15 protein-coding genes are annotated in these 15829 nt (G+C 63.6%); 8 read left to right on the top strand and 7 right to left on the bottom strand.

Translation table 11 applies throughout. The features are described from left to right. Window positions 1-130 precede the first annotated feature (130 nt). Together trhO and QQL28_RS27870 are read left to right on the top strand one after the other, a co-directional pair. Window positions 131-913, top strand: coding sequence for an oxygen-dependent tRNA uridine(34) hydroxylase TrhO (gene trhO, locus QQL28_RS27865; RefSeq protein WP_284270632.1), 783 nt, complete (start codon window positions 131-133; stop codon window positions 911-913). Continuing rightward, window positions 906-1121 (top strand): SlyX family protein, encoded by a 216-nt coding sequence (locus QQL28_RS27870; RefSeq protein WP_284270635.1) that lies wholly within the window; start codon window positions 906-908, stop codon window positions 1119-1121. The genes trhO and QQL28_RS27870 overlap by 8 nt, the downstream gene beginning before the upstream one ends. A gap of 113 nt (window positions 1122-1234) precedes the next feature. On the opposite strand, the gene QQL28_RS27875 is transcribed toward QQL28_RS27870, so the two are convergent. Then, the gene (locus QQL28_RS27875; RefSeq protein WP_284270637.1) at window positions 1235-3136 is read right to left on the bottom strand and encodes a sensor domain-containing diguanylate cyclase; all 1902 of its coding nucleotides are present in this window, start codon (window positions 3134-3136) and stop codon (window positions 1235-1237) included. Window positions 3137-3309: 173 nt separating this feature from the next. Further along, on the bottom strand, window positions 3310-3531 hold the full coding sequence (locus QQL28_RS27880; RefSeq protein ID WP_284270638.1) for a hypothetical protein: 222 nt from the start codon (window positions 3529-3531) through the stop codon (window positions 3310-3312). 113 nt (window positions 3532-3644) lie between these two features. Between QQL28_RS27880 and hemE the strand changes: the two genes are divergently transcribed. Next, window positions 3645-4679 (top strand): uroporphyrinogen decarboxylase, encoded by a 1035-nt coding sequence (gene hemE, locus QQL28_RS27885; RefSeq protein WP_284270705.1) that lies wholly within the window; start codon window positions 3645-3647, stop codon window positions 4677-4679. Here hemE and hemC read toward each other — a convergent pair. Genes hemC through QQL28_RS27900 form a run of 3 tightly spaced genes read right to left on the bottom strand, consistent with a single transcriptional unit; the run spans window position 4676 to window position 7960 of the window. After that, window positions 4676-5656 carry a hydroxymethylbilane synthase gene (gene hemC, locus QQL28_RS27890; protein WP_284270640.1) on the bottom strand — a complete coding sequence of 327 codons (981 nt, stop codon included), beginning with the start codon at window positions 5654-5656 and terminating at the stop codon, window positions 4676-4678. The two genes, hemE and hemC, sit on opposite strands and share 4 nt — an antisense overlap. Window positions 5657-5683: 27 nt before the next feature. After that, the gene (locus QQL28_RS27895; protein ID WP_284270642.1) at window positions 5684-7312 is read right to left on the bottom strand and encodes a GMC family oxidoreductase; all 1629 of its coding nucleotides are present in this window, start codon (window positions 7310-7312) and stop codon (window positions 5684-5686) included. A 57-nt stretch (window positions 7313-7369) separates the two neighbouring features. Then, entirely contained in the window at window positions 7370-7960 is a 591-nt protein-coding gene (locus QQL28_RS27900; RefSeq protein WP_284270643.1) for a TetR/AcrR family transcriptional regulator, read from the bottom strand. Between the two features lie 103 nt (window positions 7961-8063). On the opposite strand from QQL28_RS27900, the gene QQL28_RS27905 reads away from it, so the two are divergent. From QQL28_RS27905 to QQL28_RS27915, 3 genes are all read left to right on the top strand, one after another. After that, window positions 8064-8429, top strand: coding sequence for a nuclear transport factor 2 family protein (locus QQL28_RS27905; RefSeq protein WP_284270644.1), 366 nt, complete (start codon window positions 8064-8066; stop codon window positions 8427-8429). A 171-nt stretch (window positions 8430-8600) separates the two neighbouring features. Further along, complete coding sequence (locus QQL28_RS27910; protein WP_284270646.1) at window positions 8601-10562, top strand: putative bifunctional diguanylate cyclase/phosphodiesterase; 1962 nt, start codon at window positions 8601-8603, stop codon at window positions 10560-10562. A gap of 99 nt (window positions 10563-10661) precedes the next feature. Further along, window positions 10662-11048, top strand: coding sequence for a hypothetical protein (locus tag QQL28_RS27915; RefSeq protein ID WP_284270648.1), 387 nt, complete (start codon window positions 10662-10664; stop codon window positions 11046-11048). Window positions 11049-11101: 53 nt separating this feature from the next. Here the strand turns inward: QQL28_RS27915 and QQL28_RS27920 are convergent, their stop codons facing one another. Both QQL28_RS27920 and QQL28_RS27925 read right to left on the bottom strand, forming a co-directional pair. After that, on the bottom strand, window positions 11102-11962 hold the full coding sequence (locus QQL28_RS27920; RefSeq protein WP_284270650.1) for a TorF family putative porin: 861 nt from the start codon (window positions 11960-11962) through the stop codon (window positions 11102-11104). An 87-nt stretch (window positions 11963-12049) separates the two neighbouring features. Then, entirely contained in the window at window positions 12050-12820 is a 771-nt protein-coding gene (locus QQL28_RS27925) for a VIT1/CCC1 transporter family protein (protein WP_284270652.1), read from the bottom strand. Window positions 12821-13089: 269 nt separating this feature from the next. Here QQL28_RS27925 and QQL28_RS27930 point away from each other — a divergent pair, with 269 nt between their 5' ends. Beyond that, window positions 13090-14046, top strand: a complete 957-nt coding sequence (locus QQL28_RS27930; RefSeq protein WP_284270655.1) for a hypothetical protein — start codon at window positions 13090-13092, stop codon at window positions 14044-14046. Window positions 14047-14289: 243 nt separating this feature from the next. Next, window positions 14290-15696, top strand: a complete 1407-nt coding sequence (locus tag QQL28_RS27935; RefSeq protein ID WP_284270657.1) for an FAD-dependent oxidoreductase — start codon at window positions 14290-14292, stop codon at window positions 15694-15696. Window positions 15697-15829: the final 133 nt, after the last annotated feature.

Raw genomic sequence — 15829 nt, forward strand, 5'->3', positions numbered from 1 at the left:
GGTCTACATGACACATTCGGACCCCGCGGGGCAATGCTGGCATACCACGGAAATGGCTGCCATCCGCTGCACGAATGGACTCGCGGGTTGCGGGTTTTCTGGGCGGCTGCCGCCTGCTAAACGAGCCGCCATGATCTACAGAGTCGCTGCCTTCTATCAGTTCGCACCGCTCGCGGATTACCGCGAGCTGCGCGAGCCCCTGCGCGCGTTGTGCGCCAGCCTCGGCATCAAGGGCAGCGTGCTGCTGGCGCAGGAAGGCATCAACGGCACGGTCGCAGGCACCGCGGAGGCGATCGATGCCTTTGCCCACGAGCTCGCGCATGGCGAGATGTTCGGCGGCCGGCTCGACAATCTCGAACTGAAATTCTCGACCAGCGAGGCGATGCCGTTCGGCCGGCTCAAGGTGCGGCTGAAGAAGGAGATCGTCACGCTGGGCGACGCCGCCGCGGACCCGACGCGTCAGGTCGGCACCTACGTCGATGCCGCACAGTGGAATGCGCTGATCGCCGAGCCCGATACGCTGGTGCTCGACACCCGCAACGCCTTCGAGGTCGCGATGGGCACGTTCGAAGGCGCCGTCGATCCCGGCATCAGGAGCTTTGGCGAGTTCAAGGAGTTTGCCGCGCAGCAGCTCGATCCCGCAAAGCATCGCAGGATCGCGATGTTCTGCACCGGCGGCATCCGCTGCGAGAAGGCGAGCGCGCATCTGCTCGCGCGCGGCTTCGCCGAGGTCTATCACCTCAAGGGCGGTATCCTCAGATATCTCGAGGATGTGCCGGAACAGCAAAGCCGGTGGCGCGGCGAATGCTTCGTGTTCGACGAGCGCGTGGCGCTCGGCCATGGCTTGCGAGAACATGGCTTGCGAGAGCATGGCGTGCGCGAGCGGCAGAAGGACGCCTCCGCCGATGAATGAGATCACGACGCTCAGCGAACGCATCGACACGCTCGAAGCACGGCTCGCCTATCAGGACGACACCATCGAGCAGCTGAACCAGACCATCACCGCGCAGTGGAAGCAGATCGATGCGCTGACGCGGCAGATCGCAGCGCTGAGCGAGCGTCTCCAGGAAGCCGAAGCCAACGCGCCCGGCCCCGCCAGCGAGCGTCCGCCGCATTACTAGAGCATGATCCGGAAAAGTGTGAAGCGGTTTTCCGAAAAGATCATGCTCAAAGAACAACCTAAAGCGCGATGATGATTCAGCCCAATCTCATCGCACTTTAAGGCGCGCGCCTCTTACTGCCCTGAAGCCATCGGCAGCAGATTGAAGACCTCGACCGACATCACCAGCCGGTCGCGTCCGTCCTCCTTGGCGCCATAGAGCGCGCGATCGGCGGCCTCGACGAGCGTTCCCGGACCACCAGTTCGCTCCAGCCACGGCCGGCAGGTCGCACCACCGACCGAGGCGGTGACGCAGCCGGCGGTTTCATTGGAGGCATGTACGAGGCCCGCGGTGCGGATCGCCTTGCGGATCCGCTCGCCGATCCGGGCACAGCCGGCCGCATCGATGTTCGGCAGCAGCACGGCGAACTCTTCGCCGCCATAGCGCGCGGCGAGGTCGCTGACGCGCTGGGCCTCTGCCGCGATGATCTTCGCCACGGTACGTAGGCACGCATCGCCCGCAGGATGGCCATATTCGTCGTTGTAGGCCTTGAAGTGATCGACATCGATCATCAACAGACCAAGGCTCGAGCGGTCGCGATAGGCCCTCGCCCATTCCTCGTCCAGCCGCTCGTCGAAGCGGCGGCGGTTGGCGAGCCCGGTGAGGCTGTCCTCGATCGCGAGTGCCTCTAGGCGCTCCTCCAGCTCCTTCTGCTCCGTGACGTCGCGCGAGACTGTAATGGCACCGTCGATGCTGCCGTCGCTCCTGCGCGTTGCACGCATGGTTGATTCGACCCAGATTTCGCCCTTCTCGCGGTGCCTTTGTCGCTGGACCGTACGCACCTCGTCAACTTCACCGCGCTTGAGCCTGTTGATCGTCTCTTCCACGACCGGCAGGTCGGCTGGATGAATTCCAGCAAGTGCGGAATGACCGACAAGCTCGTTGGGGCGCCATCCGAGAACGCGCTTGGATGAGGGGGAGGCATATCTGACGACATGGTCGATCCCGATACGGGTCACCATGTCGCCGGAACCCTCTGCGATCAGGCGGAAATTGGATTCACTGGCCGCAAGCGCCGCCGCCATGCGCTGACCGCGCTGCAACTGCCGGACCAGCACCGCGCCGATGATCGCGATGAGCATCGCCAGCGCGAGCACGAACAGCATGCGCGAGAGGGCCGCCGCGCGCCAGGGCGCCAGCAATTCCTGGCGATCAACGGTCGCGATCAGGAGAAGCGGGAAACGGCCGCTGCGCTTGTAGAAGCTGACGCGCTCGACACCATCCAGCATCGACTTGAACTGGTAGGCGCCGCTCGGCTGCAGCTTCGATTCTCGAAACAGCGGCCCGTCGGCCACGCTGCGACCGACGAATTTGTCATTGCTGGGGTCGCGCGCGATGATGATGCCGTCGCCATGCACCAGCGTGATCGAGCTGTTCCGACCGATCAGGTACTGCTGATAGAAATGCGACAGATAGTTCGCACCGATGGTTGCGAGCACGACGCCGCCAAAGCTGCCGTCGGGCTTGTTGAACCGGCGCGACAGCGTGACCACCCATTCACCGTCGACCAGGCTCTTGATCGGGCGGCCGACATAGGCCTCCCGCTTCGGCGAAATCTGGTGATGTCTGAAGAACTCGTCGTCGCTGAACGTGGAGCTGACGGTGCCGGCGGATGTCAGCCAGTTCCCCCTGTCGTCGATGATGGCGAGACTGTGAATGCGCTCGATCGCCTTCTTGCGGAGCTCGAGGAGGTTGCGGAGCTTGGCGATGGTGGAGGGGTCCGTGCCGTCCATCTCCAGACGACTGACGACGCCGACGACACCGGAATCGAGAAGATCGAAGCTGTCCTCCGCATGCTGGGTCAGCGATCGCGCGAGGTTCGCCATTTCCGTCTCGGTGCCGCGCAGCAACGCGTCGCGCGAACCCCATTCACCCCAGCCGCTGATGCCGAGGATGGCCGTGCAGGTGAGCACGACGAACGCCGCCGCCCGCAATGGCAGGCGGCTCAAGCCGGCTCTATGGCTCATGACGTTCATGCGAACAGGATTCTCCGATGCCGGAAAATCCGCTGCTTCTGTTATCGAAACCTGAAAAGCGCAGCGCAATTCGCCTCAAAATGCGCCGTTTTACGTAGTCCTATGGTGATCGCGATCATCTGATCGCTAACGGCAGGTTAGCGCATCGAGGGGGAATCGGCCCGCGCGGGGCCTTAGCCGAAGATCGCCTTAACCTTGTCCCATAGCGAAGGGCTGTCCGCCTCCGCATCCGCCTTCGATGGCGTCGGCTGGGCAGCGCTGACGGGATCGGATGCCGGGAAGGTATCGACCAGCCCGGCATCGAGCCTGGCGTGGGTCTCGCGATCGGCGGCGAGCGCCTCGCGTGGATCGTCGGCGTGCTTGTCGTGCGGCGCGGGGTTGAATTTCTCAGCCATGAGCTCCTCCATTGGCCGGTCAACGTCGCCGCCGCCGCGGGGTTCCTCTGTTCCGCTTGGCCCGGCCGGAGCGGCGGTGTATCAGGAACCGCAACATGTCCCAGGGATCGTTCGTGCCGCCCTCCTCCGCAAAGCCTTTCGTCGATGTGCTCTCCGGCCAGCGGCAGACCGTTCCGCCGGTCTGGATGATGCGGCAGGCCGGCCGCTATCTGCCCGAATATCGCGAGGTCCGCGCCAACGCCGGCGGCTTCCTCGATCTCTGCTTCACGCCGGAGCTCGCGGCCGAGGTGACGCTGCAACCGATCCGCCGCTTCGGCTTCGATGCGGCCATCATCTTCTCGGACATCCTGGTGATCCCCTACGCGCTCGGCCGTTCGGTGCGCTTCGAGGTCGGCGAGGGTCCGCGGCTCGAGCCGCTCGATGATCCCGACAAGGTCCGCACGCTGTCGCCGCGCGCCGATTTCGGCAAGCTCGAGCCGGTGTTCGAGGCCTTGCGCATCGTGCGCCGCGCGCTCGATCCGAAGACAGCGCTGATCGGCTTCTGCGGCGCGCCGTGGACGGTCGCAACCTACATGGTTGCAGGGCACGGCACGCCGGACCAGGCGCCGGCGCGGATGATGGCCTATCGACATCCCGAGGCATTCGCGAAGATCATCGATACGCTGGTCGAAAACTCCATCGACTATCTGCTCGGGCAACTCGCCGCGGGCGCCGACGCACTCCAGATCTTCGACACCTGGGCGGGCGTACTGCCGCCGGCCGAATTCGCGCGCTGGTCGGTCGAGCCGACCCGGCGCATCGTCGAGGGCGTGCGCGCCAAGGCGCCCAACGCGAGGATCATCGGATTTCCCCGCGGTGCCGGCGCACTGCTGCCGGGCTATGTGGAGGCAACAGGCGTCAACGCGGTCAGCATCGACTGGACGGCGGAGCCGGCCTTCATCCGCGAGCGCGTGCAGTCACGCGTCGCCGTGCAGGGCAATCTCGATCCGCTGGTGCTGATCACCGGTGGCGATGCGCTCAATCGCGCCGTCGACGAGGTGCTGGCGAATTTCGCGATGGGACGGCTGATCTTCAATCTCGGCCACGGCATCCAGCCGGAGACGCCGATCGCCCATGTCGAGCAGATGCTGAAACGCGTGCGCGGCTAGCGCGGCCTGCTGCGCTCGATGATCTCGGCGGCGCCCTTCGCGAGCAGATCGAGCCCGACCGCTCGGCCCAGTTCTCGCGGGCGGTTCGCCGGGCCCGAACGCGAAGCTTCGATGATCGTATTTCCGGAGAGATCGAGCACTGAGGCCGCGAGCGACATCTGATCGCCTGTGATCGTCGAGAAGCCCGCGATCGGCGAATTGCAGTGACCATTGAGTACCCAGAGCACCTCGCGCTCCGCATCGGCGCAGGCGTGCGCCGATGGGTCGTCGATCGCCGAAAGAATCTGCCTGGTCTGCCAGTCCTGCGCGGCGCATTCGACGGCGACGATCCCCTGCCCCGCCGCGGGCAACATCTCCGCCACTGAGAATTCGTAGGCAATGCGATGCGCCAGCCCGACGCGATCGAGACCCGAGCGCGCCATGATCAGCGCATCGGCGGGACCGACCGCGCCGCCATCCGGCAGCCGCTGCATCTCGCGGTTGTCGAGCTTGCGCACGCGCGTATCGGCGGCGCCGCGGAAGTGGATCACCTCGGCGTCGGGAAACAACCGCCGCGCATAGGCCGCGCGCCGCACCGCATTGGTGCCGATCTTGAAACCCTTGCCGCGCGACTGCTTGAACGCATCGAGCGAAACACCGTCGCGCAGCACCAGGGCATCGCCGGGCGGATCGCGCGACAGCGTGGCGCCGATCACGAGGCCAGGCGTGTCCTCGTTGCCCGGCATGTCCTTGAGCGAATGCATCGCCGCCTGCAATTCGCCTGACAGCACGGCGGCACGGATCTGTGCGACGAAGGCGCCGCCCTTGCCGCCATGGGGCAACAGCTTGCTGGTCTGGTCGAGATCGCCGGTGGTGTCGAACTTGACGATCTCGACGTCGATGTCGGGCACGGTGGCGGTCAGGCGGCGCGCGATCTCTTCCGTCTGTGCCAGCGCCATCGCACTCTTGCGCGTGCCGATTCGCAATCGAATAGCCAAGCCGTATGCTCCCTCTAGCCGCGCGGGTTACCGCGCATCCTCCAATATCATGTCGGAGGCCTTTTCGGCGATCATGATGATCGGCGCGTTGGTATTGCCCGACACGAGGTCAGGCATGATCGATCCGTCGACCACGCGCAAGCCCTCGATCCCCCGGACCTTGAGCCGCTGATCGACCACGGCGAGCGCGTCGTTGCCCATGCGACAGGTCGAAGTCGGATGATAGATGGTGCTGCCGCGCTGGCGGCAGTATTCCAACAGCTCCGCGTCGGTTGCGACCTTCAGGCCGGGATCGACCTCCTCCACCACGAAGGGTTTGAGCGCCGGCGCATGCAATATCTTGCGCAGGATCTTCAGGCCCTCGACGTTGGTGGTACGGTCGGTCTCGGTCGACATGTAGTTGATGCGGATTTCCGGCGGCACGGTCGGGTCCGCACTCTTGATCCGCAAGCTGCCGCGGCTTTCGGGGCGGAGCTGGCACACCGAGGCGGTGAAGCCGGAAAAATCGTGCAGCTTCTCGCCCATCTTGTCGGTCGAGAACGGCAGGAAATGAACCTGGATGTCGGGCGTGGCAAGCCGCGGACTGGTCTTGAAGAACACGCCGGCCGTGCCCGCCGCGATCGTCAGCCAGCCCTGCCGGAACAGCGCATAGCGCACGCCGGCCAGCGTGCGGCGGATCGGATGGTTGACGGTGTCGTTGAGCGTGATCGGCTGCGAGCAGCGCATCACGATGCGGACCTGCATGTGATCCTGCAGATCGTGGCCGACGCCCGGCGCATCGAGCACGACATCGATGCCGTGCTTGCGCAGGAGATCAGCCGGGCCGACGCCGGAGAGCTGCAACAGCTGCGGCGAGTTGTAGGCACCGCTCGAGACCAGCACCTCCTTGCGCGCCCGCGCGCGGCGCACGACCGAACCTTGCCGATATTCGACGCCGACGGCGCGGCGGCCCTCGAACAGGATGCGCTGGCCGAGCGCCGAGGTCTCGACCGTCAGATTGCCGCGGTTCTTCGCGGGACCGAGATAGGCGACGGACGTGGACGCGCGACGGCCCTTTCGCGTGGTGGTCTGGAACAGGCCGACGCCTTCCTGCGAGACACCGTTGAAATCGGAATTGTACGGCAGGCCCGTCTCGACCGCCGCCTTGATGAAGGCCTTTGACAGGGGATCGGAAAGGATCAGATCGGAAACCGGCAGCGGCCCGCCGGTGCCATGAAACTCGTCGGCGCCGCGCGCCTGGTTCTCAGCCTTCTTGAAATAGGGCAGCACGTCGTCAAAGCCCCAGCCGGCGTTGCCGAGCTGGCGCCAGCGGTCGTAATCCTCGTGCTGGCCGCGGATGTAGAGCAGGCCGTTGATCGAGCTCGAACCGCCCAGCGTCTTGCCGCGCGGCTGGAACACCTGCCGGCCGTTGAGCTCGGGCTCCGGCTCGGTCTGGTACATCCAGTTGACGCTCTTCTCCTTGAACAGCCGGCCGTAGCCGAGCGGCACGTGGATCCAGATGTTGGAATCCTTCGGGCCCGCTTCGAGCAGCAGCACCGAGTGCTTGCCGTTCGCCGACAACCGGTTGGCGAGCACGCAGCCGGCCGAGCCGGCGCCGACAATGACGTAGTCGAATTCGGGATCGCTTGAACGGGCGGATGGCAGTTGGGTGGTCATGCTGCTTCGGTTCTTATTGTTGCTTGGGGCGTTTCGGATCGAAGGTCCATAGCACACTCATGGCCGCAGACGCAGCGCCTCGATCAGCGACTTGAACGCACGGGCATATTCCGCGCCCGCCCTGGCGATGTCAGCTCTTCCAGCGCAGGCCACCGCAGCCTCCGTCACCGCGCCGAGCAACAGCCGCGCCAGCGGCTCGATCGGCTGCCGCGCGATCAGGCCCGCGTCCATCGCGGCCGCAAGCGCGCGCGGCATCTTGCCGCCGAAATGCTGCGCGTCGATCTCGCGCCAGCGCTCCCAGCCGAGCACGGCCGGGCCGTCGCGCAGGATGATCTGGCCAGTCGGGCCCTTGGCGGTCGCGGCGAAATAGTGCTGTGTGCCGGCGACCATCGCGGCGAGCACGTCCTTCTCCGCGCGTGCCGCGCGATCGATCTCGGCAACGAGGTCGCGCGAGACCTGGTCGAACACCGCGGCGAATACCGCTTCCTTGGTCTTGAAGTGATGATAGACCGCGCCCTTGGCAACGTTCGCGCCGTCGGCGACGTCGTCCATGGTGGTGGCGACAAAGCCCTGCATTCCGAACAGACGGCGCGCCGCCGTCAGGATCGCCTCCGTGGTCGCGGCCCGCCGCTCCGCCTGCTTTGCCATGAATTCTGCTGTAGTCGAATTTCGCTGAGGGGGCTAGTTGACTTTTCGACTGACGGTCGGTATTTACCGACCATAAGTCGGTTTATAGTCGCGAGGTGCTGCCATGCCGAGCCGTGAGATTGTCGAAGCGTTTGCCAAACACCTGGAGGACGGCGACTTCGTCGGCGCGATCGAGCGGTTTTATGCAGCCGACGCCGCCACCTATGAAAACCAGGCCGAGCCCATGGTCGGCCGCGACAGGCTAGCGGCCAAGGAACGCGGCGTGCTGGCTGCCTTCAAGGAGGTCCAGGCCGTGCGCATCGGACCGAGCCTGATCGCCGGAGACAACGTCGCCACGCGCTGGACATTCGCCTTCACCAATGCCGAAGGCGTCACGCGCACGCTGGAGGAGATCGCGTGGCAGACCTGGCGCGGCGATGAGCTGATCGAGGAGCGCTTCTTCTACGATCCGAAGCAATTGGCGCGGTAACGCGGGAACCGGGGACGGCATTTGTATCGATTTGTTATCGATACCGGCTGTTCCATATGCACATCGTGCCGCAGCCATTCCGACGCGGGCGATAATTCATAGTTCGTCAAAGGTTTGCAGCGAATTCTGCAGGTTGAGCCGACATGAACGGCCAATGTTGCAGGCTCTCGAATGCGGTCCCGACTGACGTCCTATCTGACAAAGCTGTTCGCGGGCGACCTCGCCGCGTTCGGCGGACCCGCAACCGACGACGCCGTCGCCGGCCACATCCGCGCGGAACAGATGTCTCTCGTGCTCGGCTATTCCGTCGGCATCATGCTGGCCAATGCCTGCAATGCCGCCGTGCTTGCCATCGCGCTCTGGGATTCGCCGGACTGGAAATTCGCCGTGGTCTGGGCGATTGCGGTCGCGGGCGCTGCGATCCTGTTCGGCGTGCAATCCCACAGCGCGCGCCGGATCACCAAGCCGCAATTCGTATCCCGCCGCGCCATGCACCGCCTGGTGCGCAACGCCTTCATCCTTGGCTCCGCCTGGGGCATCGTGCCGGTCGCGTTCTTCGCCAACGCCTCCACCGGCGGCCAGCTGGTCATCACTTGCCTGTGCGCCGGAATGCTTGCCGGCGGCGCGTTCGCCTTCGCCACCATCCCGATCGCGGCCATCGCGTTCACGACTCCGCTCTTCCTCGGCATCGGCATCTGTCTCGGCAGCGGCGGTGATCCCGCCTATCTGCTGATGGCGGTACTGGTCGTGGTGTACGGAGGCGTGCTGCTGCGCGGCGTGTTCGTCAATTCCTTCACCTTCATACGACGCATCATGCAGCAGCTCGAAGCGGAACGGTCGGTCCGCCAGGATCCGCTGACGCACCTGCCGAACCGTTTCGCGTTCAACGAGACACTCGATGCCGCCTTGAAGCGACTGGCGCTGTCCGGCGAGGAGTTCGCCGTGCTGCTGCTCGACCTCGATCGCTTCAAGGAGGTGAACGACAAGTTCGGCCATCCGGCCGGCGACGAGTTCCTGGTCCAGGTCGCCAGCCGCCTGCAACGCTGCACGCGGGCGGCCGAGCACGTCGCGCGCATCGGCGGAGACGAGTTCGCGCTGGTCATGGCCAACCTCACCCGGGCCGAGGACGCCCTCGAAATCGCGGAGCGATTCGTCGCGGCCTTCGCCGAGCCGTTCCTGATCGAGGGCCGCGAGATCATCGGCGGCACCAGCGTTGGCATCGTGCTGGCGCCGCGGGACGGCGACACGCAGCTCAACCTGCTCAAGCATGCCGACGCCGCGCTCTATCGCGCCAAGAAAGCCGAACCCGGCACGATCTGCTTCTTCGAGGCCGCCGACGACAAGTCGGCACGCGACCGCAAAGCGCTGCAAGCGGACCTGGAGCTCGCCGTCGCACGCGACGAGCTGTTCCTGGTCTTTCAGCCGTTCCTCAATCTCAGGGAGAACCGGATCACCGGCTTCGAGGCTCTGCTGCGCTGGATGCATCCGGTGCGCGGCTTGGTGCCGCCGAGCGAGTTCATTCCGATCGCCGAGGAAACCGGCCTCATTCACGAGATCGGCGAGTGGGTCATAAGGCGCGCCTGCGCGACGCTGGCGGAGTGGCCCGTCGATATCAGGGTCGCGGTGAATTTCTCCGCGGCGCAATTCCACAACACGGGCATTCTCCAGGCCATCGTGCAGGCCCTGGCTGAGGCCAACGTCGCCCCTCACCGGCTGGAGATCGAGATCACCGAATCCATGCTGCTGTCGAAATACGGCTCGGCGTCATCGATCCTGAACGCACTGCTGCAACTCGGCATCACCGTGGCACTCGACGATTTCGGCACCGGGTTCTCGTCGCTGACCTATTTGCGCAAGCTGCCGTTCAGCCGCATCAAGATCGATCAGTCCTTCATCAGCGACATGCTGGCGCAGCCGGACTGCGCCGCGATCGTGAAGTCGGTGATCGCCCTCGCACGGGACTTGAACATCGGCGTCGTCGCCGAAGGCGTCGAGACGGTCGATCAGCTCGAATATCTGCGTCAGACCAATTGCGACGAAGTCCAGGGCTATCTCATCAGCCGCCCCGCCTCGGCCGAGCAGATTTTGGCCCTGCTCGACCCGAAGAAGCAGCGGGCGACTTACGCCGCGTAGAGCAAACAACAACTTAAAGCGCGATGACGATTCATCCCATCGCATCGCGCTTTAGGGCCTGCACAAACATCAGCTTCCGAGGGTAAAGGGGCAAACCTCATGCAATACATCGTACTCATTGCCGTGATCGGCATTCTGCTTCTTCAGTCGAGCGGCGCAATTCCGCTGGACAGCGTCGGTGGGCCGATGGCGATTGCGCTGGCTTTTTTCCTCGGCGCACTGGCTGTCGGGGTCCACGAGGCATGGACGAAGAAACGGGGCGTGCTTGGCTGGATCGTGAACATCGTTGTCTCGTTCGTCGGCGCTTTTCTGGTCGCCCCCCTGGGCGGCATGGTCGTGGCATTGTTACTCAGCCCGTTTATGGCTGGGTCGACATCGCTGGCGGCCGCGGGAGGTCCCGTGATGCATGTCGCGCTCGCCGGCATGATGATCGTCACGCTGCTGGGATCGTGGGGCGCTCTATGGGTCACGAACCGGTGGCGATGAGTTTGTTCGACGGAGAGCTTGCGGCAGCCACGACTGCTCATCTGCTACGGAAACTAGTTGAACGCAAACCACGCTTTGACAACGAACGCCGCGCCGCACCAGTTCGAGACCAGGCCATCCGGGTTGGTGACGAGATTGACGCGGCCACCCGGCCGCGCATTTGGATCGCCCGTAAAGACAAAGCAGTTTTCCTTCGACAGGTTGGTGTCGTAGTAGCGCAGGTCGAGGTTGAAGGCCTTGTGAGTGAAGGTCACACCCGCCTGCCAGTTGAGATAGGCAGGTAGCGGGAAGCCGCCAAGTTGCGCGGCCTGATTGCCGAACCAGGAATAGCCCGCAGCAGCCGTGAATGACACCGCGAGATTCTGCGGCAGCAATCGGCCCGGCACATCATAGCCAACCCCGGCCGCAACATATTGACTCCAGGCGCCCGTGTTCGAGACGTTGGGAGACCAGGCGTAGCCGGCAGCGATGCGGACCTGTTCGCCGATGTGCCGATCGCCGCGGATAACCGCCTCCCAATAATTGATGCCGTTGGTCTCGCCGGGAAGCCTTTCGCCGGGATAAGCGAAATAGGTCACGCCAACATCAAAATCGATCGTTGCGATCTTCGGGCGGATACCGCCTGCAAAGGTGAACTCGGCGGCCGGCTGGGTCGGCAGCTTGACGGTGGCGACCGTGGTGCCGGCGTATAGCGGTCCAAATCTCGTTTCGAAGGCGGCGCCGGCCGCGGGCCCATGATCGGATAGCGTGACCCCGCGATAAATGTAGTCGGATGCGCCCCCCGCGCGTGCGCTGAATTCGAGCTCGCTTGCAGACGCTTCGCGGTTAGTGTCGGCCGCCGACCATCCGCGATTGCCAAGGCCGATCGCACCGCCCGGACTGGGAGGGTTGGCCTGCGCCACAGCGCCGTTCATTGGTGCAAGCCACAGCCCAACCACCGCAGCGAACGAGGCGCCGCATACACGCCGGACCGATGCAACACCCCGCTGCCGCACTGTCGGTTATCCTCCGAGAGCCACCGCGATCCCCACCAGCGCACCACCAACAGCTACCATCACAAGACCTGCCGCCCAAGGCCGCAGCCCGCTTTGAATTCCAAAAACGTAACCACAGCAGAACAGCATCACAATAGCGACGGCGTAGGAGACGCGCAGTGCCAACCTGGCGTCGCTCAGGAGCAGGAACGGGATAACCACCGGGAAGGTCGAAAGGAAGCTTAGCAGGCAAAGACCCAGCGCGCCGGTCCAATCGCGCTTCGTCAGCCTTGGACCGTGGGACGGCTCGGGCATCTGCTGCAATGTCTGCCGCATCAATTCCAATTGCTCCGCAGGCAAGAACGCCGCCAATTCCGGCGGCAGTGCGTCGGTGATGACACGCCGCGCCGTTTCGGAGTCCGGTGCCTGCCGTATCGCGCGGAGTGTCAGCATCTTGTTTCCCCGGTCGTTGATGCGAGCCAGCAGATAAAGACCGCCGTCAACAATACCCCAAGCCAGGTTGCAGCCGAGCGCACCGATCAGCATCGTCTGAATATTGACGCTGGCCCCTGTCGCGACCCCGAGCGAGCAGATGAAGGTGAGAGCCATGATCAGGCCGAACAAGGTTTCCGAGATCCGCTCCATCGGATCCAGCACGTCACCGAAGGGATTATCTGAAACCTCCGACATCCCAGCCCCGAATTCGCTCGATAGCCAGCCGCGTGGGAATTGAGCCGCCAACGCAGCGAACCGCACTGAACCATAGCACTGCCCACGGCGCAGCGGAATCTCCGTCATCAGCCTTGGCGCCGAACCTCGCCCCTCACTCCGTGGCCGCAAGCACGCTCAATCGACGCGCCTGGCCCGTCGCTTCAGTTGGCGCAGTGCAGCGACATGTCCGAGGGTTGGGGGTAGATCGGAAGTAGCCGACCAACTGCAATAGCGAGATTGGCCCTTTGCGGACCTGCTCTCTGTCGCTCAACGACTGCTACCTAAGGTCCCCCCTGAGCCTGCAATATGCTAATTTGAGCCGGCACGATCCCCGTTTTCAGCCCGGACGTTGCACTGTGACCGATGGTCGTCACCCGGCATGGACCGAGGAAGGCCGTTTCCGCGGCGCCCTCGACGATGTGATCATCATCCCACTTGTCGTTGTCGCGCTCGCCACAAACAAGATCCTGCGTTTCGTTTTTTTGCTCCTGATGCGGTTGCTCGACTACGCCTTCCCTTTGGCAATGCAGATTGTCTGGCTTCCGCTCTTCGCGGCCAAGGTTCTCGGCGATGTCATCATTGCCGTCATGAACGGCGCGTTGCGCTTCCTTCCCCTATCCGAGGCGAAACGTCGACACTGGAGTAGATCGATCCGCCGGAACTGGCTGTGGCTCCGGCGGAAGATTGGCTATCGGGCGTTCGAGCAAGCTGTCCATGATGCCTTTGAAAACGGCATGGCCTGGGTGTTCAGAGAATGCCGGCATCTCACGCCGAACACCGCATTGCTCGTGATCGTGTGCGCGGTACTTTGGCTACCGATCTCTTTCGGGGTTGCAACGGCGATGCACGCGATATTGTTTGCCAAGGTCACGTCCTGGCCAGCTTGGATGCAACTCCTGCATCCCCTCGCAACCGTCATCGCGAAGAGCAAGCTTCTGGTGCTGCCGGTCTACCCGGCAGCCTGGCCGCAGGCCAAAAAACATCCACTCGTTCAGCTCGCATTCAAAGGCTACGAAACCATCAGGCGCATGTATGTGATCAGAAAAGTCCGCTTTCGCTATCGGCAGGCAAAGGTCGTCGGAATCGCGGCGGTTGACAGGATCGAGCGCACCGCCGGCCTCACTTCGGCGGTGCGGTGGCTCCGCGAGGCGCATGTCGCCGAACATCTCGGCGTCGAGAAGCCCACTCAGGAATTGCGCTCGTTCTTCGCGCGATGGTCAATCAAGTTCTCAGCTGAATACTACGAAGCGAAGGAACGGCAAGCCTCGGGTGGCCCATCACTTGACGGCAGCAAGCTGCGAACGTTGAATTGATCGTCAATCTCGAAACCGCCAACGCTGTTGTCGGGGGATAGGCCGACATATCGCGCAAGGAGAGCTTTGAACCTCTGGTTGGCCACATCGACCTATGTCTTGAGTACCCGTGCCCGCTGGAGTGGGCATCGTTGTCTCGAACCGAGATTTCGAAGCACGATGCTGTCGTTTCGCCAAAGGAGACGATGACGATTCCGCGCCGCTTCGGCGGTCTGCCCAACTCGGACAACTCGGGGAGGAAGAATGAGCAAAGTCCTCATCTGCGGCGGAGGCGTGATTGGATTGTGCACAGCGACCATGCTTGGTCGCGACGGCCACTGCGTCACGGTCCTGGAGGCTGACCCGGCAGGTCAAACCATGGCTGCCGTCGATGGGTGGAACTCTTGGGAACGTCCCGGAGTCGCCCAATTCCGGCAACCCCATAATCTCAGTTCGCGTTTTCGGATGATTAGTGATCAGGAGTTGCCAGGGCTGACGGATGACCTGCTTCGAACCGGCTGCGTCTGGGTCGACTATCTCGACAGTCGATCTCTTCCCCCAGCTATAACGGACAGGGCACCGCGCCCGGGTGACGAAGCCCTACGTTTCGTCACGGGTCGGAGGCCGATCGTTGAATGGGCCGTAGCTGCAATGGCCCAAGCCGCACCGAACGTGACGATCCGTCGGGGGATCAGGGTTCGCGAATTGATCACGGGCGCATCGGCGATCCCTGGTGTGCCGCACGTCACTGGGGTGCGCACGACGTCGGGCGAAGAGATTCGCGCTGATCTGGTAATCGACGCCATGGGACGGCGAAGCCCGGCCTGCGAATGGATCATCAGTGCGGGTAGCCGCAGCCCGATCGAGGAAGCCGAAGATAGCAACTTTGCCTATTTTACGCGATATTTCTCGGGGCATCAGCGGCCTCGCAGGATGGGACGCGCGCTCACGCCGATGGGCTTGTTCTCGATCCTTACCCTGGACGGGGACAACGACACCTGGTCGATCACTCTTTATACCTCGTCCAAGAATAAAGCGATGCGAGCCTTGCGTGATACGGCCACGTTCCATCGTGTCGTCTCAGCATGCCCACGGCAAGCCCATTGGCTCGACGGGGAGCCAATCACGCCCGTCCTTCTGATGGCGGGAGTTATCGATCGGTACCGCCGGTTTGTCGTCGATGGTCAGCCTGTCATCACAGGATTCGCCGCTGTAGGTGATGCATGGGCGTGTACCAACCCGTCCGCGGGACGAGGCTTGAGCGTCGGTCTCCTGCACGCGCAGGTGCTCCGCAATGTTGCTCGCCGACACATCGATGATCCCGAAGCGTTCTCCCGGGAATACGACGCTGAGACCGAAAGCCAAGTCGGTCCGTTTTATCGGAACCAGATCGCAGCGGACCGCGCGCGGATCGCCGAGATGAACGCCCTGGAAGAGGGCATGCCGGTGCCCGCACCAAACCCGGTCATGGCCAAGCTTCTCGTTGCCTCTTCTCAGGATGCCGACGTGCTCCGTGGCATGATCGAAATCGCGATGTGCGTTGCGCTACCTCAGGACGTCATCGCCAGGCCGCGCGTGGCCGCAAAACTGGCCGAATTGGACGGCTATCCATTATCGCCGGACCCCAACATCATCGATCGATATCGGATGGCGGCGCTGCTGGGCGGCTGATCTGTTCCGATAGAGGGCAAGTCCGCAAGCGCCAATCTCGCTATTTTTAGCTACTTCCGCTGCACAGGCCCAGGCCCAGCCTCATTGAACCGTCCTGCCGAGCTAGTATGCTCGATGAGAGGTTGTGAAGGCT

The organism is Bradyrhizobium iriomotense (genome assembly GCF_030160715.1).
Lineage (GTDB): Bacteria > Pseudomonadota > Alphaproteobacteria > Rhizobiales > Xanthobacteraceae > Bradyrhizobium > Bradyrhizobium iriomotense.